General features: G+C 67.4%; 25 protein-coding genes. 18 read left to right on the top strand and 7 right to left on the bottom strand.

Annotated elements, in window-relative coordinates; genetic code table 11:
• Window positions 1-203 precede the first annotated feature (203 nt).
• Complete coding sequence (locus ACGVWT_RS13190; RefSeq protein ID WP_394426717.1) at window positions 204-779, bottom strand: DUF924 family protein; 576 nt, start codon at window positions 777-779, stop codon at window positions 204-206.
• Between ACGVWT_RS13190 and mtaB the strand changes: the two genes are divergently transcribed.
• The 3 genes from mtaB (at window position 778) to ACGVWT_RS13175 (ending at window position 3,876) form a co-directional block, all read left to right on the top strand.
• Complete coding sequence (mtaB, locus tag ACGVWT_RS13185) at window positions 778-2,016, top strand: tRNA (N(6)-L-threonylcarbamoyladenosine(37)-C(2))-methylthiotransferase MtaB (RefSeq protein WP_315462803.1); 1,239 nt, start codon at window positions 778-780, stop codon at window positions 2,014-2,016. The two genes, ACGVWT_RS13190 and mtaB, sit on opposite strands and share 2 nt — an antisense overlap.
• Window positions 2,013-2,951 carry a signal recognition particle-docking protein FtsY gene (gene ftsY / locus ACGVWT_RS13180; protein WP_147037452.1) on the top strand — a complete coding sequence of 313 codons (939 nt, stop codon included), beginning with the start codon at window positions 2,013-2,015 and terminating at the stop codon, window positions 2,949-2,951. The genes mtaB and ftsY overlap by 4 nt, the downstream gene beginning before the upstream one ends.
• A 244-nt stretch (window positions 2,952-3,195) precedes the next feature.
• Window positions 3,196-3,876 (top strand): septation protein A, encoded by a 681-nt coding sequence (locus ACGVWT_RS13175; protein ID WP_315462802.1) that lies wholly within the window; start codon window positions 3,196-3,198, stop codon window positions 3,874-3,876.
• A gap of 150 nt (window positions 3,877-4,026) precedes the next feature.
• Here ACGVWT_RS13175 and ACGVWT_RS13170 read toward each other — a convergent pair whose 3' ends face one another.
• Both ACGVWT_RS13170 and pspF read right to left on the bottom strand, forming a co-directional pair.
• The gene (locus ACGVWT_RS13170) at window positions 4,027-4,632 is read right to left on the bottom strand and encodes a superoxide dismutase (RefSeq protein WP_017978244.1); all 606 of its coding nucleotides are present in this window, start codon (window positions 4,630-4,632) and stop codon (window positions 4,027-4,029) included.
• Between the two features lie 360 nt (window positions 4,633-4,992).
• A complete protein-coding gene (gene pspF, locus ACGVWT_RS13165; protein WP_315462801.1) occupies window positions 4,993-6,057 on the bottom strand; it encodes a phage shock protein operon transcriptional activator in 1,065 nt (354 codons plus the stop codon).
• Between the two features lie 173 nt (window positions 6,058-6,230).
• Here pspF and ACGVWT_RS13160 point away from each other — a divergent pair, with 173 nt between their 5' ends.
• From ACGVWT_RS13160 to ACGVWT_RS13115, 10 genes are all read left to right on the top strand, one after another.
• Complete coding sequence (locus ACGVWT_RS13160) at window positions 6,231-6,368, top strand: hypothetical protein (RefSeq protein WP_017978242.1); 138 nt, start codon at window positions 6,231-6,233, stop codon at window positions 6,366-6,368.
• A gap of 70 nt (window positions 6,369-6,438) precedes the next feature.
• Entirely contained in the window at window positions 6,439-7,104 is a 666-nt protein-coding gene (gene pspA, locus ACGVWT_RS13155) for a phage shock protein PspA (RefSeq protein ID WP_017978241.1), read from the top strand.
• A 1-nt stretch (window position 7,105) separates the two neighbouring features.
• A complete protein-coding gene (gene pspB, locus ACGVWT_RS13150) occupies window positions 7,106-7,372 on the top strand; it encodes an envelope stress response membrane protein PspB (RefSeq protein ID WP_116460782.1) in 267 nt (88 codons plus the stop codon).
• 1 nt (window position 7,373) lies between these two features.
• Window positions 7,374-7,751: an envelope stress response membrane protein PspC gene (gene pspC, locus ACGVWT_RS13145; RefSeq protein WP_116460781.1), complete on the top strand. Its 378-nt coding sequence runs from the start codon at window positions 7,374-7,376 to the stop codon at window positions 7,749-7,751.
• A 36-nt stretch (window positions 7,752-7,787) separates the two neighbouring features.
• Window positions 7,788-8,090: a hypothetical protein gene (locus tag ACGVWT_RS13140; RefSeq protein ID WP_315462800.1), complete on the top strand. Its 303-nt coding sequence runs from the start codon at window positions 7,788-7,790 to the stop codon at window positions 8,088-8,090.
• 18 nt (window positions 8,091-8,108) lie between these two features.
• Window positions 8,109-8,429, top strand: a complete 321-nt coding sequence (locus ACGVWT_RS13135) for a hypothetical protein (protein WP_116460780.1) — start codon at window positions 8,109-8,111, stop codon at window positions 8,427-8,429.
• Between the two features lie 14 nt (window positions 8,430-8,443).
• A complete protein-coding gene (locus ACGVWT_RS13130) occupies window positions 8,444-8,713 on the top strand; it encodes a hypothetical protein (protein ID WP_116460779.1) in 270 nt (89 codons plus the stop codon).
• Window position 8,714: 1 nt separating this feature from the next.
• Complete coding sequence (locus ACGVWT_RS13125; RefSeq protein WP_017978235.1) at window positions 8,715-8,996, top strand: hypothetical protein; 282 nt, start codon at window positions 8,715-8,717, stop codon at window positions 8,994-8,996.
• 40 nt (window positions 8,997-9,036) lie between these two features.
• A complete protein-coding gene (locus ACGVWT_RS13120; protein WP_315462799.1) occupies window positions 9,037-9,288 on the top strand; it encodes a hypothetical protein in 252 nt (83 codons plus the stop codon).
• Between the two features lie 11 nt (window positions 9,289-9,299).
• Complete coding sequence (locus tag ACGVWT_RS13115) at window positions 9,300-9,536, top strand: hypothetical protein (RefSeq protein WP_116460777.1); 237 nt, start codon at window positions 9,300-9,302, stop codon at window positions 9,534-9,536.
• A 34-nt stretch (window positions 9,537-9,570) separates the two neighbouring features.
• Here ACGVWT_RS13115 and ACGVWT_RS13110 read toward each other — a convergent pair whose 3' ends face one another.
• Window positions 9,571-10,314 carry a hypothetical protein gene (locus tag ACGVWT_RS13110; protein WP_315462798.1) on the bottom strand — a complete coding sequence of 248 codons (744 nt, stop codon included), beginning with the start codon at window positions 10,312-10,314 and terminating at the stop codon, window positions 9,571-9,573.
• Window positions 10,315-10,427: 113 nt separating this feature from the next.
• On the opposite strand from ACGVWT_RS13110, the gene ACGVWT_RS13105 reads away from it, so the two are divergent.
• A complete protein-coding gene (locus ACGVWT_RS13105) occupies window positions 10,428-10,874 on the top strand; it encodes a hypothetical protein (RefSeq protein ID WP_315462797.1) in 447 nt (148 codons plus the stop codon).
• A gap of 104 nt (window positions 10,875-10,978) precedes the next feature.
• On the opposite strand, the gene ACGVWT_RS13100 is transcribed toward ACGVWT_RS13105, so the two are convergent.
• Window positions 10,979-11,569 (bottom strand): isochorismatase family cysteine hydrolase, encoded by a 591-nt coding sequence (locus ACGVWT_RS13100; RefSeq protein WP_315462796.1) that lies wholly within the window; start codon window positions 11,567-11,569, stop codon window positions 10,979-10,981.
• Between the two features lie 68 nt (window positions 11,570-11,637).
• Here ACGVWT_RS13100 and dinB point away from each other — a divergent pair, with 68 nt between their 5' ends.
• The 4 genes from dinB to rplA all read left to right on the top strand — a co-directional run bounded on the left by dinB (window position 11,638) and on the right by rplA (window position 15,657).
• Complete coding sequence (dinB, locus tag ACGVWT_RS13095) at window positions 11,638-12,735, top strand: DNA polymerase IV (RefSeq protein ID WP_315462795.1); 1,098 nt, start codon at window positions 11,638-11,640, stop codon at window positions 12,733-12,735.
• A gap of 362 nt (window positions 12,736-13,097) precedes the next feature.
• Window positions 13,098-14,228 carry an SET domain-containing protein-lysine N-methyltransferase gene (locus ACGVWT_RS13090; RefSeq protein WP_315462794.1) on the top strand — a complete coding sequence of 377 codons (1,131 nt, stop codon included), beginning with the start codon at window positions 13,098-13,100 and terminating at the stop codon, window positions 14,226-14,228.
• 300 nt (window positions 14,229-14,528) lie between these two features.
• Window positions 14,529-14,960: a 50S ribosomal protein L11 gene (gene rplK, locus ACGVWT_RS13085; RefSeq protein WP_017978227.1), complete on the top strand. Its 432-nt coding sequence runs from the start codon at window positions 14,529-14,531 to the stop codon at window positions 14,958-14,960.
• A gap of 4 nt (window positions 14,961-14,964) precedes the next feature.
• On the top strand, window positions 14,965-15,657 hold the full coding sequence (gene rplA / locus ACGVWT_RS13080) for a 50S ribosomal protein L1 (RefSeq protein WP_017978226.1): 693 nt from the start codon (window positions 14,965-14,967) through the stop codon (window positions 15,655-15,657).
• Between the two features lie 436 nt (window positions 15,658-16,093).
• Here the strand turns inward: rplA and ACGVWT_RS13075 are convergent, their stop codons facing one another.
• Together ACGVWT_RS13075 and ACGVWT_RS13070 are read right to left on the bottom strand one after the other, a co-directional pair.
• On the bottom strand, window positions 16,094-16,591 hold the full coding sequence (locus tag ACGVWT_RS13075; RefSeq protein ID WP_116460771.1) for a PilZ domain-containing protein: 498 nt from the start codon (window positions 16,589-16,591) through the stop codon (window positions 16,094-16,096).
• Between the two features lie 178 nt (window positions 16,592-16,769).
• The gene (locus ACGVWT_RS13070) at window positions 16,770-19,244 is read right to left on the bottom strand and encodes a PhoX family phosphatase (protein WP_315462809.1); all 2,475 of its coding nucleotides are present in this window, start codon (window positions 19,242-19,244) and stop codon (window positions 16,770-16,772) included.
• Between the last annotated feature and the right edge of the window lie 299 nt (window positions 19,245-19,543).

The raw sequence follows: 19,543 nt of genomic DNA, 5'->3' as shown, positions 1-19,543 counted from the left end.
GGGAGGCGGGGCGCCGCCCGCCCCATCTACGTCATTCCGAAGGCGGGAATCCATAACCTATGCCGTCAGCGATAGAAGCGCGAGGCCAGCCAGTCTGGATTCCCGCCTGCGCGGGAATGACGGGCTTTTTTTGGGGGGCCCACCCCTCGTCATCCCGGCGGACGCAGGGGATGACGAATGAGGGACCGGTGACGAACGAGAACCTACCAGCCCGCGTCCGGCTGCGCGAGATACGCCTGTTCCGCCTCGGTCGACGCCCGACCCAGCGCGGCGTTGCGGCTGGGGAAACGGCCGTATTGCGCGATGACGTCACGGTGGTCCTTGGCGAAGGCGGTGTTCTCCGCCAGCCCCAGATCCTCGAACTTCTCGACCGACAGATTCTGGAGGCCCAAATTCTCCGCATGCATCAGCGGCATGTACAGGAACACGCGCCGCTCCGGGGGGAAGCGCCCTTCCCAGCCCTTGGCGATCGCATCCAGCGTCAGCTCGACGGCGAGGTCGTCCGCCGCGAACGCCTCTGCGGTGTCGCGATGGATGTTGCGGGAGAATTGGTCGAGCAGGATGATCGCGGCGAGCAAGGCGTCGGGATCGTCGCGCCACCCCTCCGCATCGCCGCGCAGCACGCCGTCGCGCATCGCGGCGAAGCGGTCGGCGATCTGCCGGTCGAGGTCATCGTCCTTGGCGAAATGCTGTTCCTGGGTCAGGCCGAACCAGAAGTCCAATACTGCGGCGGCCATGTCATGGACTTGGGCGCCGTCCCTCACTAGATCGCGCGTCATGTCTGCTCCCGCGCCAGAGGTCATCTCCCTCGGCTGCCGTCTCAACATCGCCGAGAGCGAAACGATCCGTGCCCTGCTGGCGGGGCGCGATACCGTGGTCGTCAATTCCTGCGCGGTCACCAACGCGGCGGTGAAGGCGAGCCGCCAGGCGGTGCGGCGGGCGCGGCGCGAGCGGCCGGATGCGCAGATCGTCGTCACCGGCTGCGCGGCCCAGATCGACCCCGACGGCTTCGCCGCGATGGCGGAAGTGGACCGGGTGATCGGCAATGGCGAGAAGCTGAGCCCCGCCGCCTGGGCGAGCGCCGAGCCGGTGGTGGTCGGCGACATCATGGCGTTGCGCGAGACGGCCCCTCACCTCGCCGCAAGCTTCACCGGCCATGCGCGCGCGTTCGTCGAGGTGCAGAATGGCTGCGACCATCGCTGCACCTTCTGCGCCATCCCCTTCGGCCGCGGTCCCAGCCGATCCGTGCCGGCGGGCGCGGTGGTGGAGCGGATCGCGGGCCTAGTCGATGCAGGCCATCAGGAGGTGGTGCTGACCGGCGTCGACCTGACGAGCTATGGCCACGACCTGCCCGGCGCACCGACGCTGGGGCTGCTGGTCGAGCGTATCCTGCGGCATGTGCCGGCGCTGGGGCGGCTGCGATTGTCGTCGCTCGATTCGATCGAGATCGACGATCGCCTGTTCGAGCTGGTGACGGGCGAGGCGCGGGTGATGCCGCACCTGCACCTGTCGTTCCAGGCGGGCAGCGACATGGTCTTGAAGCGGATGAAGCGACGGCATTCGCGGAGCCAGTCCGTGGATATGGTCGCGCGGCTGAAGGCGGCACGCCCCGATATCGCGATCGGCGCGGACCTGATCGCAGGCTTTCCGACCGAGGATGAGGGCATGTTCGTCGACACGCTGGCGCTGATCGACGATGCGGATATCGTCCATGGCCATATCTTCCCCTATTCCCCGCGCGCCGGGACGCCGGCCGCGCGCATGCCGCAGGTCGCGCCCGCTGCGATCAAGGACCGCGCCGAACGGCTGCGCGCGAGCGCCGGACGGCGCCGGGCGGCGTGGCTTGCGAGCCTCACCGGCAGCGTGCAGGACGTGCTGGTCGAACGGCCGGGAACCCGCGGCCACGCCGGCAATTTCGCCGAGGTGCTGCTGGACGCCACCGCCGAACCGGGGACGATCGTTTCCGCCCGCATCACCGCTGCAACCGACACCCATCTGCTAGGTACGATTTCATGAGCACCACCCCCTCCTGGCACGAACGCCTGCTCGGCGGCTTCAAGAAGACGTCCGATCGGCTGGTCGGCAACCTCGCCGGCCTCGGCGGCGCGCGGTTAGACGATGCGACGCTGGACGAGGTGGAGGAAGCGCTGATCGCGTCCGACCTCGGCCCCGATACCGCGGGCAAGATCCGCGCGCGCCTCGCCGAAGGCACGTTCGAGCGGAACATGGAGGAACTGGGCATCCGCCTGGTCGTCGCCGAAGAGGTGGAAAAGGCGCTCGCCAAGGTTGCCAAGCCGATCGAGATCGAGGCGTTCCCGCGGCCGCAGGTGATCCTGGTGATCGGCGTCAACGGATCGGGCAAGACCACGACGATCGCCAAGCTCGCGCACCTGCTGATGGAGCAGGATTACGGCGTGATGCTGGCGGCGGGCGACACGTTCCGCGCCGCCGCGATCGGCCAGCTCGCCACCTGGGCCGAGCGGGTCGGCGTGCCGATCGTCACCGGGCCGGAGGGCGGCGATGCCGCGGGCGTGGTGTGGGATGCCGTCAAGAAGGCGACCGAAACGGGCATCGACGTGCTGATCGTCGACACGGCGGGGCGCTTGCAGAACAAGCGCGAGCTGATGGACGAGCTTGCCAAGATCCGCCGCGTGCTGGGGCGGATCAACCCGGCCAGCCCGCATGACGTCGTGCTCGTGCTGGATGCGACGACAGGGCAGAATGCGCTGTCGCAGATCGAGGTGTTCAAGGAGGTGGCGGGCGTCACCGGCCTCGTGATGACGAAACTTGACGGCACCGCGCGCGGCGGCGTGCTGGTCGCGGCGGCGGAGAAATACGGCCTGCCGATCCATGCGATCGGCGTGGGCGAAGGGATGACCGACCTGCGGCCGTTCGATGCGAACGAAGTGGCGCGGATCATCGCCGGTGTCGATGCAGGGGGGCGGAAGTGATGTTGCCTCTCTTGCTTCGTCATTCCCGCGCAGGCGGGAATCCAGATTGGCGAACGTCTGCGATGGCGCCGCAAGGCCAGCCCGTCTGGATTCCCGCCTTCGCGGGAATGACGAACGTGGAAGGGGGAGAGCCCCCTGCGCCTCGTCACCCCGGCCTTGAGCCGGGGTCCCGCTTCTTCTTCCAACCGCGCGGACAAGCGGGACCCCGGCTCAAGGCCGGGGTGACGGGCGGGGAGATGGCGGCATGACCAACGCACCCCAGAAATCCTCCCCCGGCGTGCGGTTGGGCGTCGAATACGGGCCGCTGCTCGTGTTCTTCGCGGTCAATTTCCTGTTCCCCGCGAGCCTCGCCATCCGGCTGGTCGGGGCGAGCACCGGCTTCCTGTCCGACCTCGACCGAGCGGGCGCGCTGGTGATCGCCAAGGTGATCGTGGCGACGACCGCCTTCGTCCTCGCGACGATCGCGGCGATGATCGTGTCGAAGCGCAAGCTCGGCCATATCTCGCCGATGCTGTGGATTTCCGGCGGGTTCGTCGTCGTGTTCGGCGGGCTGACCGTGTGGTTCCACGACCCCAAGTTCATCCAGATGAAGCCGACCTTCGTCTATGCGATGTTCGCGATCGTGCTGGGCTTCGGCCTGCTGACCGGGCGACCGCTGCTCGAGGGGCTGCTCGGCACCGCCTATCCGGGGCTGACCGCGCAAGGGTGGCGCAAGCTGACGCGCAACTGGGCGCTGTTCTTCGTGGTGATGGCGGCGCTGAACGAGGCGGTGTGGCGGAATACGAACTGGGATTTCTGGGTCGGGTTCAAACTGTGGGGCGCGATCCCGCTGACCCTGCTGTTCGCGTTTGCGAATATCCCGATGCTGCTGCGGCACGGGCTGAATACCGACGCGAACCCGGAAACGGACATTCCGGTGGAGTAAGTCCTCCCCGCTCCGCGGGGAGGGGGACCGAGCTTCGCAGAAGCGTGGTGGAGGGGCAGCCGCAGGCGGTGTCGCTCGGGGCCGCCCCTCCACCACCGCCTTCGGCGGCGGTCCCCCTCCCCTGCGTGCGCAGGGGAGGATGGGTACGCGTTACGCCGCGTCGAAGCGCTTGCCGGCCTCGTCCCAGTTCACGACGTCCCACCACGCCTTCAGATAGCCGGGGCGGTCGTTCATATAGGTGAGGTAATAGGCGTGTTCCCACACGTCGTTGCCCAGGATCGGCGTGCCGGGTTCCTTGGCGTCGTCCATCAGCGGGTTGTCCTGGTTCGGCGTCGACGTCACCTTCAGCGCGCCCGACGAATCCTTGATCACCCACGCCCAGCCCGAGCCGAACTGGCCCGCGCCCTTGGTGTTGAAGTCTTCCTTCAGCTTGTCGAGGCCGCCGTACGCGTCGATCGCGTCCTTCAGCGCGCCCGACGGCTGGGTCGAACCCTTCGGCCCCATGATCTTCCAGAAGAAGTCGTGGTTCCAGAAGCCGCCGCCGTTATTGCGGATCAGCGGGGGCAGCGACGAGATCATGCCGAGGATTTCCTCGATCGTCTTGCCTTCCAGCTTCGGGTCGGCGGCGACGCCTTCGTTCAGCTTGTTGGTGTAGGCGGCGTGATGCTTGTCGTGGTGGAAGGTCATCGTCTCCTTCGAGATGACCGGCTCCAGCGCGTCGTAAGCGTAGGGCAGCGGCGGCAGTTCGAATGCCATGGGAAAGGCTCCTTCCATAAGGTGGGGACGGTTGCGTCCCCGCGTTAACGCGGAAGCGGGCCTAACGCTCCCGCGCCGTTACGCAAGCGTGATGAGTGATGACCACGCCATCGCCCCCATCCACCTCGTCACCCCGGACGTGATCCGGGGTCCCGCTTTTTACGACGGGCGGTGAGAAGAAGAAGCGGGACCCCGGCTCTGCGGCCGGGGTGACGTGGTGTATGTCCTACTTCGTCACCCCGGACTTGTTCCGGGGTCCACTCTGCGGCGAGGGGGGGGCGGCCGGAGCCTCTTGCTTACCCCTTGCGGCCCGGTGGACCCCGGAACAAGTCCGGGGTGACGGGGTGTGTGGGGCGGCTCCTAACCGTTCGCGTTGATCAGGTCGTGGCGGCGCAGCGCGTGGCGTAGCTGGTCGTAGCTCAGCCCCAAAGCCTCCGCCGTCGCGCGCTGGTTGAAGCGGTGTTCGGCGAGCGCGCGGGCCAGCAGTTCGCGTTCGAAGCGGGCGACGCGCGACTTGAAGTCGGACGGGCCGGCATCGCAGGCCGCGACGGGGCTGTCCTCCACCTCCGCCGGCGGGGAGAAGGAGGACGGCGCGGGAGCCGGCGCCGACGTGCTGCCGCCGCTCGCTCCGCGCCGTGCGCCGTCCTGCGGGCGATAGGGCGAGGCGAAGGGATCGATCTCGATCCCGTCGACCGGCCCCTCGCCCTCCCAGCGATAGACCGCGCGTTCGACGACGTTGCGCAGCTCGCGCACGTTGCCCGGCCAGCGATGCGTCAGCAATTGATCGAGCGCGCGCGGGCCGAAGCCGGGCCAGCGTTCCCAGCCGATCTCCGACGCCATGCGCCGCCCGAAATGGTCGGCGAGCACCGCAATGTCGCCGGAGCGCGCGCGCAGCGGCGGCAGCGTCACCACCTCGAAACTCAACCGGTCAAGCAGATCGGCGCGGAATTCGTGCGCATCGACCTTATCGGGCAGATGTTCGTTGGTCGCCGCGACGATGCGCACGTCGACCCGCATCGGCCGCGACGATCCGATCCGCGTCACCTCGCCATATTCCACCGCACGCAGCAGCCGGTCTTGCGCCGCCATCGACAGCGTGCCGAGCTCGTCGAGGAACAGGGTGCCGCCATGCGCCTCTTCGAACCGCCCGGCCCGCGCCTTGGTCGCACCGGTGAAGGCGCCCGCCTCATGCCCGAACAATTCGGCCTCGATCAGCGATTCCGGCAGCGCGGCGCAGTTCATGATGACGAGCGGCTGATCCCAGCGGGGGGACAGGCGGTGGAGGCGTTCGGCGACCAGCTCCTTTCCGGTGCCGCGTTCGCCGATCACCAGCACCGGGCGGTCGAGCGCGGCGGCGCGGCTGGCACGTTCCAGCGCGTCCAGAAAGGCGCCCGATTGACCGATGACCTGTGTCGTCCGCTGCATCGCCAACTTCTGGCGGAAAACACCAAGAATGCGCAAGTGTTCATCGGTGGTTCAGGAAAATAATACACTGCGAAACGACGGAAATCCGCCATTTTTGAAATTGGCACGCCTCCTGCAATGCTGCTGGCATACCGCCAATGCGGCGGCCCGAAACAAGGCTTCAGGAGGTTCCCATGTTCAACACCGAGATCGGTCGCAAGTTTGCCGCCATCGTCTGCACCGTCCTGTTCAGCGCGACCTGCGTCGCTGGCGCGGTGGGACCGGCGACGGCACACCAGACCAGCGTGACGACCGCCCGCCAAGTTGCGTAAAGCGGTCCCAAACCGGGGCGGGCCACGGTCCCGGCTCGCCCCGGCCATGATTTTGAGGAGCACCGACACGATGGGCATCTTTTCCCGCACCCGCGACATCGTCGCCGCCAATTTCGCCGACCTGCTGGAAAAGGCGGAAGATCCGGCGAAGATGATCCGCATGATCATCCTCGAAATGGAGGAGACGCTGGTCGAGGTGCGCGCCAGCGCGGCACGGACGATCGCCGACCAGAAGGAAATGCGCCGCCACATCAACAAGCTCGATCAGCTGCAGGCGAGCTGGCAGGAAAAGGCGGAGCTGGCGCTGTCGAAGGACCGCGAAGACCTGGCCAAGGCCGCCCTCGTCGAGAAGCAGAAGGCCGGCGACATGGCCGAACAGCTGATGATCGAGGTGAAGGTGCTCGACGATGCGCTGCGCGCGTCGGAAGAGGATATCGCCAAGCTGCAGAAGAAGCTGACCGAGGCACGCGCCAAGCAGTCCAACGTCCAGACGCGGCTGGAAAGCGCCAACAACCGCTACCGCCTGCGCGAGATGTACGCCGGCCCCAAGACGCACGAGGCGTTCAGCCGCTTCGACATCCTGGAACGCCGCGTCGACGATGCCGAGGGCCGCGCGGAAGCGCTGGGCCTGGGCGTACCGAAGACGCTGGAAGAGGAAATCGCCGAGCTGCGCCAGAGCGACAAGGTCGATGCCGAACTCGCCGCGCTGAAGGCGCGCCTCAAGAAGGAGGATTAAGATGGAAGACGTTCTCGTCCCCCTCACCCTCTTCTCGACGCTCTTCGTCGGACTGCCGTGGATCATCCTGCATTACATCACCAAGTGGAAGCAGGCGCCCAAGATCACCGACGAAGACGAGAAGCTGCTGGACGAGATGTACAATCTCGCCCGCCGGCTGGAGGATCGCCTCAACACGGTCGAGCGGATCGTCGCCGCCGACAACCCCGACTTCAAGCCGAGCCTGACCGCTCAGCAACCGCAATATCAGCTCGACCGGAGGAACTGAGATGTCCGCCCGCACCAAATTCTACCTCGATCCGCAAGACGGCAAGTTCAAGGGCGTGTGCGCCGGCATCGCCGACTATACCGGAGTGGAGGTCCTGTGGGTCCGCCTCGCCACCGCCGGCCTCACCGTGATCGCGCAGCAATGGTGGATCATCATCGCCTATTTCGTGATCGCCTGGGTTGCCGACAGCAAGCCGAACGACCTGTACGACACGCCTGAAGACGCCAAGTTCTGGCAGGGCGTGCGCAGCAATCCGAAGCGCTCGACCACCGAAGTGCGCAGCAAGCTGCGCGATATCGACCGCCGGCTCGCCGACATGGAGCTGCACTACACCAGCCGCAACAGCCGCCTGGCCGAGGAAATCGACAGCCTCCGCTGAGCCCAACGCTCGCGAGCTGAAAGAGGGGATACGACAATGAGTAACTGGGGAGTGCTCGTTCCGGTGGCGATCTTCACGGTCGGGCCGATGAGCTGGGTCATCAACAACTGGATCCGGGTCAAGCACGGTTACGAACCCGACCGCTGGCGCAGCCGCCACGAGCGCCGCCACGGGGGTTCACCGGACGCCGAGCGCACGATCAGCCTGCTGACCAACGAAAACGACAAGCTGACCGGACAGGTCAGCCGCCTGGAGGAACGCATCGCCGTCCTCGAACGCATCGCCACCGATCCCGCCGAGCGCACCGCCCGCGAGATCGAAGCGCTCCGCGACCGCTGACGCGAAAGGGATAACATCATGTCTCCCGAAGTCTATTCCATCGTCCAGGGTATGTTTCCGCTGACCGCCCTCATCATGGTGATGGCGATGGCCGGCTGGATCATCACCACCTGGCTGCGGGTCAAGAACGGCTATCCGCTCGACGGCGCCTGGGGTCAGGCGGTCTATCCGCAGAAGACCGAAGAGACGGTCGAGCGCGTCAAGCTGCTCAGCCAGGAAAACGCGCAGCTGCGCGCCGAACTGGGCTCGATCAAGGACCGCCTCGCCGTCATCGAACGCATCGCCACCGATCCTGCCGAGCGGACCGCTCGCGAGATCGACGCGCTGCGCAGCCATTAAAAAGGACACGCATCATGGGTCCCGATCATGTCTTCTGCATGGCGCTGGGCGCCGCGATCACGCTGGCAATCCAGTGGTACGGCCAGCGCAAGGTGAAGAAAGCCACCTCCGCCCCCGATCTGGCGGCGCGTCACGACATCGAGCTGCTCGACGCCGAAAACGCCCGGCGCATTGGCCAGATCGACCGACTGCAGGAACGGCTCGCCACCGTCGAGAGCATCGTCACCGATCGCTCGCACCGTCTGGATCGCGAGATCGAAGCCCTCCGTCTGGAAGCGAACTGACATGTCCGCGATGCTCATACCGATCCTCGGAATCTGCTGCGGCCTGCTCGCGATCTTCGGCGGCGTCTTCGTCAAGCCCTGGTTCGCGCTGCAACAGCGCCGGATGGAGATCGAGGCGGACAAGGTCGCCGAGAAAGCGGCGCAATATGCCGCGCAGACCGAACGGCTGGAGGAGCGCGTCCGCGTGCTCGAACGCATCGTCACCGATCGCGGCGCCGATCTGGCGCAGGAGATCGAACGGCTGCGCGACGAGCCGGCGGTGAAGCGCCTGCCGGTCAACTGAACTCCTCCCCCCATTTTCTGTCACAGGGAAGGACAGACGCATGAACCCCGCAGAAATGGTCGTCGCGATCGTGGCGCTGGTGGTGATCGGCGGCGTGCTCCGCGCCCGCTTCAACGCCTTCGGCCCGCGTGGGTCCGAGCGCCCTGCTTATAGCGAAACCGACGACACCCGCCGCCTTACCCAGGAGGTGCGCGACCTGAAAGAGCGCATCCAGGTGCTGGAGCGCGTGATCACCGACAATCGCAGCACGTCCGATCTCGACCGCGAGATCGAGCGGCTGCGCAACCGCTGAGGAGACGGACGATGACCGATCCCGAACTGTATCTGACGCTGTCGCTGTCGGGCCTCGCCGGCCTCGCCATGGTAACCACCGCTGGCCTCTCGGGCTGGCGGAGCTGGCTGACGCTGAAGCATTCGCAGCTGGATGCGCAGGCCGACGCCATGCCCCCCGTTCATTCCGCAGGATCGCGGATCGAGATCGCGGACCTGAAGGAACGCATCCGCAAGCTGGAAGCGATCGCGGCGGGCGTCGACCTGTAACGTCAGGCGACGCGCCGCCGCCGGCGGCCGGCTGTCAGGCGACCGGCTTCAACGTCGCCGACTGAAGATGCCAGCGTAGTTGTGCCGCGCTCGCCCCGTCCACGCCGTTGACCCGGCGCACGACATAGCTACCCGCAAATCGCTGGCGCGCGCCGCTCTCCGTCGTTGCCTCCACCGTAACCGGCACGGTCTGGTAGACGGAGCCGGCGGCCCCCTCCGCCGGGGGCAGCGTGCCGATCGTCACGCGGGTGGCGCGGGTCTTGGCGAAACCCTGTTCGAAGCCCTTGAAGGTCTGGCCCGGTCGGCCATCGTCGCCCCATTGCGTCCAGGCGGTGGCATAATCGCGCGCGTTGATCGCCGAATAATACAGCCGCACCACATCGGCCGCGGCCCGTCCGCTGGTCGGATCGACGGTGCAGCCGGGCACCGCCGGTCCCTGTCTGTCAAACAGCGCGCAGGACCGCGCGATCTCATCCTCGATCATCGCGCAGCTATTGACGGCGTTGCACGGCGGATGCGTCGCGGGCGACACGTCGCGGCAGATCGCGACCCGCTTCGCCGCGGCTGCCGACCCGATCTCCGCGGCGCAGGACACGGGTTGTGCCGCGGCGGCGGTGGTGCGCGCCGGCCTGGGGGTCGATAGCGCGCGCGGCGTGGCGCTCGCGGCGACCATCGGCGTCGCCTCCGCCTCGCCGCTCGTGGAGGCGGACCCGCCGCCCGACCCACAGGCGCCGAGCGCCAGCAACGGCAGCGCGATCAGGCAGCGGATGGCGGTCATGGCAGGCTCCTTCGCAATCATTACGGCGGCGACAACGTTCGACATCGCCGATGGTGTCGCCGTCTGCGACGACCTGCTAGGCGCGCAGCCCCGTTCATCAGGATTGAGGCCCCGTGGTCGACAAAAGCTGGGGCGTCGGCCCCTCCACCGGATTTCGCGTCCGCAGCAACGCCAGCCCCGACGCGCGCGCCGCCGAACGTGCACAGGCGCGCGAAGCCCGCGCCGCAGCGCGCGTTGCGGACACCGAACGCCGCCTCGAAACCCGCGCCGCCGAGCGCGAGGCAGAGGCGGCACAGCGCGAACAGGCGCGCACCGCCCGTCGCGAGGCCGAGGAACAGGCTGCGGCACACGACCCCCATTCCCGCGAGGCACGCCGCCCGCGTGGCTCCGGCCGCAAGGACGTCGTCCGCGAACAGCGCGACACGCGCGGCTATACGACGCTGGTCGACGCCGATCGCATCCGCGTGCTGGCAAAGCGCGGCGCGTCGGTGACGGGGCTGGCCGGCGCGTTCGGGATTTCGGAGGATGAGGTGGCGGCGGTATTGGCGTCGGAGGACTGATCTCCGACCATCCCGTCACCCCGGACTTGATCCGGGGTCCCGCTATTGGCCGACCGGGGTAGAAGCGGGACCCCGGCTCAAGGCCGGGGTGACGGGGTCAGCGTCTACCCGCGCGCCACCCACGCGCCCAGCGTCATCTCCGCCGTCGGGTCGACCAGCGCGTCCATGCTGTTGCGCATGATCTCCAGCGCCCAGCGCGTCCGCTCGGGGTGATTACCCGCCACCGCATCGCCCGGCACCCACAGATCATATTGCCGCATATGCGCATCCGCCGCGGTGAACAGCACGCAGATGTCGGCGGCGACGCCGGTCAGGATCAGCCGGCTCACCCCCAATTGCGGCAGCAGCACGGGAAGGTTGGTGGCGTAGAAGCCCGAAAACTGCGGCTTGATGATGAAATAATCGTCGTCGCGCGGGCGCAGCGCCTGCGTTACCGCGCGGCCGGGCGTGTCCTTGGCCAGCGTCTCCTCGACCAGCCGCGTGCGTTCGGAATGCCATTGGCCGTTGTTGTCGTTGACGTAGATCACCGGCACGCCCGCCGCATCCGCCGCCGCGCGCAGCGCTAGGATCGGCGCGACGATATCCTCGGTCGCGGCGCGCAGATCGTCCCCGCCCTCGAAATCAAGCGCGTTGACCATGTCGATGAGCAGCAGCGCGGTCTTGCCCGGTGCCGGGTCGGGTGATGGGTTGGTCATGCTTCGTTCTACCGCAAACGCAACGGCAACGCCTTGATCTGCGATGGGATTGGCGGGATGGCTTGGCGATGGCCGACGGCGCGACGCCCCCCCAGCGCAAGATCATCCATATCGACATGGACGCCTTCTACGCCTCGGTCGAACAGCGCGACGATCCGGCGCTGCGGGGCAAGCCGGTGGCGGTCGGCGGCAGCCGCGCGCGCGGCGTGGTGGCGGCGGCAAGCTATGAGGCGCGGGCGTTCGGCGTGCGATCGGCGATGCCCTCGGTCACCGCGATCCGCCGCTGCCCTGACCTCGTCTTCGTGCGGCCGCGGTTCGAGGTGTACAAGGCCGTGTCGAACCAGATTCGCGCGATCTTCGCCGATTACACCGACGCAGTCGAACCGCTGTCGCTCGACGAAGCCTATCTGGACGTCAGCGAAGACCGTCACGGTCTGGGATCGGCCAAGGCGATCGCCGAGCAGATCCGCGCGCGGATCAAGGATACGACCGGCCTCACCGCGTCGGCGGGGGTGAGCTACAACAAGTTCATCGCCAAACTGGCGTCGGATCAGAACAAGCCCGACGGCATCTGCGTCATCCCGCCGCACAAGGGCGCCGCCTTCGTCGCCTCGCTGCCGGTCAAGCGCTTCCACGGCGTGGGGCCGGTGACGGCGCGGCGGATGGAGCAATTGGGCATCGTCAGCGGCGCCGACCTGCGCGACCGGCCGCTCGCCTTCCTGCAACAGCATTTCGGCTCCTACGCTGATTATCTGTACGGCGCCGCGCGCGGGCAGGACTTCCGCCCGGTGCGCGCACACCGCGCCGCCAAGTCGATCGGCGCGGAACGGACCTTCGAAACCAATCTGACCGACCCTGCCGACCTCCACGCCGCGCTCGCCCGTGTCGCCGATGCCGCGTGGGAGCGCGTCGAACGCTCTGGCGCGCGCGGCAAGACGGTGACGATGAAGCTGCGCCATGCCGATTTCCAGACCATCACCCGCGCCCGCTCGCTGACCGTGCCGGTGGCGAGCAAGGCGGCATTCCTCGGCATCGGCATCGACCTGCTGACGACGCAGCTTCCCGTGCCGGGCGGCGTACGCCTGCTCGGCCTGACGCTGTCCGGCATCCTGCGGCCGGGCGCGGAGCCGGCGGAGGACGAGGTGCAGCCGAGTTTGCCGTTGTAGCGCACGCCGCCGCAGCACTGCGTCGCCCCGGGCTGGAAGGCGAAGACCTCGCTCGAAATGGGCGATCCGCCCCGCCGCAAGCTTCGCAAAACGCCAACGCTGCCACCCCCACATCGTCACCCCGGCCTTGAGCCGGGGTCCCGCTTCTTCGCGGGCCACCAACAGCGGGACCCCGGATCAAGTCCGGGGTGACGAAGGACGTCAGCCCGACCCTGATCGGCATCGCAAGCGCAGCGCGGCAATCCAGCATCAGGCAGGGACACGCCGGAGCGCGTCGCCACCGCTCGTACCGCCACACGCCCCCGCCCCCTCGACGGATTTACCATCATCGTTTACGCCCTGTTCACCAAGAAGGTGGGGGAATGACGGTCGAACCTTGGTTCATCGTGGCGATGGTGCTGAGCCTGTCGGGCTATGCCATTTATCTAGCAGGGCTGCGGCGGCATCTGCTTGAGCCGAGCCGCGCGTCCTGGCTGATCTGGACGGTCGCGACGGGGGTCGAGGCCGCCACCTATGTCGCGGTCAATCCCGGCGAGCCGCAGGGCATCGTCTTCATCGTCTCCGCGCTCGCCTGCATCGTCGTGACGCTCGCCATGTGGCGCCGGTCGCGCTGGACGCGGCCGTCGTCGACCGAGACGATCTGCATGGCGGCGAGCCTTGCCGCGATCATCCTGTGGCTACCGCTGCAAGAGACGTTCTGGGCGCATATGCTGGTCGTCGCGGCGGTGCCGTTGGGCTTCTGGCCGACCTGGGCCAGCGTGTGGGAGGATCGCGCCCGCGAACGCTCGCCGGCCTGGGGACTGTGGACGCTTGGTGATATGGCGACGCTGCTGGTGACGATGCGCAGCCCGGGGTCTGGCGTGGGCGAATATGCCTATGTCGTCGTCGAGTTGCTGTGCCACGCCAGCGTCTGGTTCATGGTCGGCCTGGCGACTCTGAACCCGATCCGGTCGTTCGGGCGGCGCGAGGGCAAGCTCCGCGTGCTCGACGCCTATCTGCCCGCCAACCCGTTTGCGGTCGGCGAGACGCATATCGGCAAGGCGGTGTTCGCGGCGCAGGGCTTCGCCCAGGCCGAGACGATCGTGCGCTTCTCCGGCCCGATCGTCCCCGCCGCGCGTCTGCCGCAGGGATTGAGCGGCGCGTCGGACCGTTACCTGCAGATCGGGCGCGACCGATACATGGGGCCGTCCGGGCGGATCGATGATCTGATCAACCATAGCTGTTCGCCCAATGCGGGCCTGCGCTTTACCGACGATGGCGTCTTCCTGGTTGCGCTCCGCCCGATCGCGCCGGGCGAGGAGATCGCCTGGGACTATTCCACCACGCTCGCCGACCCCGACTGGTCGATGCAATGCGCCTGCGGCAGCCCCGAATGCCGCGGCGTCATCCGCGCCTTGGCGCTGCTCCCGGTAGAGGTGCAGGACCGCTATCGCGCGATGGGGATCGTCGCACCGTATCTGGACGAGCGCGACATGGGGCGCCGCGTCGCATAGATCCTGACGCGCGCAATGCCCACTGCGTGCGCCTAACACCGTCACCCCGGACTTGATCCGGGGTCCCGCTCTATCCGACGGTGGCAGAAGAAGCGGGACCTCGGATCAAGTCCGGGGTGACGACGAACGGGCGTGAGGGAACACCTCCCTGTCGTAGCCGCCGCAGGGTCCATATCAACCCGCACCCCCTTGCCCCCGCGCGCCTTTGCGCGTAAGGGCCCGCGCTTCCACGCTCATGCCTGGAATGCTTGCGGGAGGGCCCCGGCCCGTCTGGACCGCTAAACTTGAAACGAGAGTGACATGGCAAAGAAGATCACAGGTTACATCAACCTGCAGGTTCCTGCAGGCGACGCCAAGCCCGCCCCGCCGATCGGCCCGGCGCTGGGTCAGCGCGGCGTGAACATCATGGAATTCTGCAAGGCGTTCAACGCGCAGACGACCGACATGGACAAGGGCACCCCGCTGCCCACCAAGATCACCGTCTATGCCGACCGTTCGTTCAGCTTCGAGATCAAGACGCCGCCGGCGTCGTTCCTGATCAAGAAGGCCGCCGGCCTGAAGTCGGGTTCGAAGGAGCCGGGCAAGGTCGTCGCGGGCAAGATCGCGCGCAGCAAGCTCGCCGAGATCGCCCAGACCAAGATGAAGGATCTGAACGCCAACGACATCGAGGCTGCGACCAAGATCATCGAAGGCTCCGCCCGCGCGATGGGCCTCGAAGTGACGGAGGGCTGATAGAATGGCCAAGCTGACCAAGAAGCAGAAGGCGAACGCCATCAACCCGGAAACGCTGCACGGCGTCGATCAGGCGATCGCGCTCGCGAAGCAGAATGCCACCGCCAAGTTCGACGAGACGATCGAAGTCGCGCTGAACCTGGGCGTCGATCCGCGCCACGCCGATCAGATGGTCCGCGGCGTCGTGACGCTGCCCGCCGGCACCGGCAAGACCGTCCGCGTCGGCGTCTTCGCCCGCGGTCCGAAGGCTGACGAAGCGCGCGCCGCCGGCGCCGACGTCGTCGGTGCGGAAGACCTGATGGAGACGATCCAGGGCGGCACGATCGACTTCGATCGCTGCATCGCGACCCCGGACATGATGGGCGTCGTCGGCCGCCTCGGCAAGGTGCTCGGCCCCAAGGGCCTGATGCCGAACCCGAAGCTCGGCACCGTGACGATGAACGTCGCCGAAGCGGTGAAGGCCGCCAAGGGCGGTCAGGTCGAGTATCGCGTCGAAAAGGCCGGCATCATCCACTCCGGCATCGGCAAGGCGTCGTTCAGCCAGGAAGACCTGCGTCGCAACTTCGACGCGCTGGTTGATGCGGTCGTCAAGGCCAAGCCGTCGGGCGCCAAGGGCAAGTATGTCCGCAAGGTCGCCGTCAGCTCGACGATGGGCCCGGGCATCCGCGTCGACACCGCCGAGGTCGCGGGCGCGTAAGCCTTTCCGTTCATTCGGAACAACGAAAAGGGCCGGGAGCGATCCCGGCCCTTTTTGCGTGCGGGCACGATGCCCGAAAGCCCGCCCCACCTCGATCGTCACCCCGGACTCGTTCCGGGGTCCACCCCGCGGCGAGGGGGACGGCCAAAGGCGAGAACGCCCCCGCGGCCCGGTGGACCCGGACCAAGTCCGGGGTGACGAAGCGTCTGGAACGACCCGACGGGCCCAATCAGCCTCCGCCGCATGGCGAGCGATCCCGGCCCTTCTCACGTTGGACGTGGTTCGGAACGGCTGTCCCACCCACCCGTCACCCCGGACTCGTTCCGGGGTCCACTCCGCGGCGAGGGGGGACGACCAAAGGCGAAAACGCTCCCGCGGCCCGGTGGACCCCGGACCAAGTCCGGGGTGACGAAGCGCCTGGAACGCCCCGGCGGGCTTACTTGCCGTCGAGTGCAGCGCTGACGGCGGCGAGCGGGGTGGACAGCACGCCCGACACATATTGCACCGCGATCAGCCCTGCCGCGCCGATGCCGATCAGCATGATGACGAACTGGAAGCGCGCGGCGAAGCGGCGGCTCTTCTCCTCCCGCTCGGCAACGGAGACGGCGCGATTGGCGCCGCGACGGTCCGGGCCGGACGCGCCGCCCTCGGTCCCCGGCTTCTGCGCCGGCGGCTTGGCCGACACGATGCCGTCGATGTCGATCTTGTCCTGCGTGCGGACCCCGAAATACTGGCCCTTCGCCCAGACGACGCGGCCGACGATGATGTGGTGGATACGCCGGATCTCGATGACCGTGCCCGGGCGGTATTCCTCGTCCGCGGTGGCGAGCAGCCCGCGCGACGACATGTTGTGGATCGTGACGTCGCCCCAGCCGGTGCCGCGGCGCATACGGGCGCGCACCATCACCTTACGGCGCGGCTCCCGCTGCTTCACGGCCGCCCCCCTGGGCGAAAGGGGCCCACGATCGACGATAGAGGGGTGGCACTTTGGGTCATAGGCACTGCTATGCCGCGCCAGTCTTTAACGGGAGGTTCCCGACACGGGTCGAAAGCGGACTTTTTTTGAAACAAACGACCGCGGGTGACCGGCACCCGCGGTCGCCACGGTCAGATCACAGGCCGATGATTCCGCCATCCGTCTTGGTGATGACGATCGTCGCCGAGCGCGGACGGCCGGTGCCGGTGCCGGTCGCCTGGCTCTGCGGCCAGTTGCTGGTGATGTTGGCGGGACCGCCGTTTTCACCCGGATGCTGGATGTTGACGAACAGCGTCCGGCCGTCCGGCGTCGAATCGATGCCGGTGATCTCGCACTGCTTCGGGCCGACCAGGAAGCGCTTCAGCGACGTGCCGGGCGCCTTGCCGATCCGCGTCGTCTGGCTGGCGGTGACGCCGTTCAGGCTGTTGGTGATCGTCCGCGTTCCGCCATCGCCGACGGTGCCGGGGATAGCGGCCAGCATCATGCAATTGGTGACGTCGGTATAGGCGCCGTCGTCGGTCTGGATCCACATCAGCGGCGTCCCCTGCCCTGCGACGTTGCTGGGCCGCGCGAACCACAGGCCGTCCGGTGACGAGAAGTCGTTCGTCGCGTCGAGGTTCGACAAGTTGATGTTGGCGGGATTGAGGTCCGCGCCCGCCCCGAAGGCGTAGATATCCCAGGTGAAGCTCGTCGCCTCGCTGGTGTCGCCGGTTTCGCGCAGGCGGATGACGTGGCCGTTCGGATTGCCGTTGGTCTGGCCGCCGGTCGTCTTGGGGTCGCTATAGGCGCGCGGGTTGGCGGCATCGGTATTGGCGGCGGTGCGCGACGAATTGTTGGTCAGCGTCAGGTACATCTGGCCGTTGACCGGATTGACCGCGGTCCATTCGGGACGGTCCATCTTGGTCGCGCCCAGCGCGTCGCCGGCAAGGCGGGCGTGGGTCAGCACATCGGCCTGATCGGCAAAGGCATAGGCCGCATTCCCCGCGGTCAGCGGCCCCTGCCCGAACACCAGCGGCAGCCACTGGCCGCTGCCGTCCGCGTTGAGCTTGGCGACGTAGAGCGTGCCACTGTCGAGATATTTGTCGCCGATCGCCAGGCGGTTGCTCGCGGTGGCGTCGGCATCGGACCAGGGCGTCGCCGAGACGAATTTGTAGAGATATTCGTTCTGTGCATCGTCGCCCATGTAAAAGGCCGGGCGAACACCGGCGATGGTGCGGCCGACGACGCAGCCTTCATGGTTCATACGGCCGAGCGCGGTGCGCTTGCGCGGGGTCGACGACGGGTCGAACGGGTCGATTTCGACGATCCAGCCGTATTGATTGGGTTCGTTGCGGAAATCCTGCGTGCCGTCGGCCGCCTTGGTCGGATCGATCGTCGCGTTGAACTTCGCGACGCGGGTCGTGTCGCCCGAGGTCGGCGCGTCGGAGAAGGTCCAGCGATAATTGCCGGCACGCTCGCTGAGGCCGTAGCGGGAGAAGGCGGTGACCGACTTGGCCCCCACCGCGGCGGCGCGGCGCGTGTTGTCACCCGAATCGCGGCGGAAATAACCCGCCCAATTTTCTTCCGCGGTCAGATAGGTGTTCCACGGCATGCGACCGTTGGCGCAATTGTTGATCGTGCCGCGGCCGGTGCGGCCGTTGGTGGCATAGGCCGTGTAGAGCAGGGCGCTGCCGGCCACCGGCCCCGAGAAGCTGGTCGGCGTGAACGTCGTGATGCGACGGTTGAAGCTGCTAGTGCTGCTGTAGCTCCAGGCGCTGGTGCCGCGCGTGATCTCGATCACGCTGACGCCGTGGCATTCCATCTCCTTCAGCACCTCGGCGGTCGGGCGGACGCCCGACGACAGGTTGGTCGGGCCGTTGGGGTGAAGGTAGCTTTCGGTGATATTCTCGTGGTTCATCACCAGCAGGCCACGGCTGCTGTTGCCCGCATCCGGCGTGGTGCCGCTGGTGGCGAGGCCGAAATAGCTCATGCCGTCGTGATGGTCGCCCGCGCGCGCCGAGAAGGTCGTATCGCTGCCGTCATTGGCATAGGCGCCGACGCTGCCGTTGATCGGATCGCCGAGCCGGTAGAGCACGGCCACCTGATAGCCCGAGGGCACGGCGACGACGTCGGCCAGGCTCTTCGACACCGCGGTGAAATCGAGGATCGCGGGCGCGACGGTGACGCTGGTGTCGGCGATCGAGCGGATGCCATCCGACGAGGTGCTGGCGAATTGGAAGCCGAGGACCGTGCTCTGCGTCACCGCAGGTGCGGTGAAGGTGGCGGTGCCGGTCGACGTGGTGCTCAGCGCGACCGTCGGGCCGCTCGTCTGCGTCCAGCCCGTGCTGCTCGCCGTGCCGCTGGTGACCGTGCCGACCAACGTTACCGTCTTGCCGCTGGTGGTGCTGGTCGCATCGCCCGCGGTCACCGTCGTCGCGCGGCGGGTGTCGTCCTTGTCGCAGCCCGCCAGCATCGCACCGCCGAACACCGCCATGCTCATCGCCGACAGGCCGCCGCGCAGCGTCTGGCGGCGCGAATAGCGGAGCGCGATTAGATCGTTGATATGGCCGTTCGCGCTGACGTTGGTGTCGATGTCGCCGTCGTCATAGCCGATGGCCGGCTGGTCGAGCATGGTCATGATGGAATTCCCCCGATATCGCGGCCCTTTGGCCGGCGGTGCGATCCCCGTTTTGGCGGGGGAAAGCGGCAGGGGGATTGCGATCGGATGACGGCCGGATGAAATGAACATGACGGATTGAAGACACGCCTCCCGTTGGGGGAGGACCTATGCGCATGATTGACTCGGGCGGTATTTCCGCTATGTGCGCGGCCTTGCCGGCGGGTTCGCCTGTCGTGCATCCGTCCAAGACAGCAGGTGCCGCGGAATTTGCCGCGGCTTAATGTCCTGCCGAGACGGGGACAGGAATTTGA

It is taken from the genome of Sphingomonas sp. S6, assembly GCF_043498045.1.
In the GTDB taxonomy this organism is placed as follows: domain Bacteria; phylum Pseudomonadota; class Alphaproteobacteria; order Sphingomonadales; family Sphingomonadaceae; genus Sphingomonas.
This window is presented reverse-complemented; position numbering and strand designations above follow the sequence as displayed.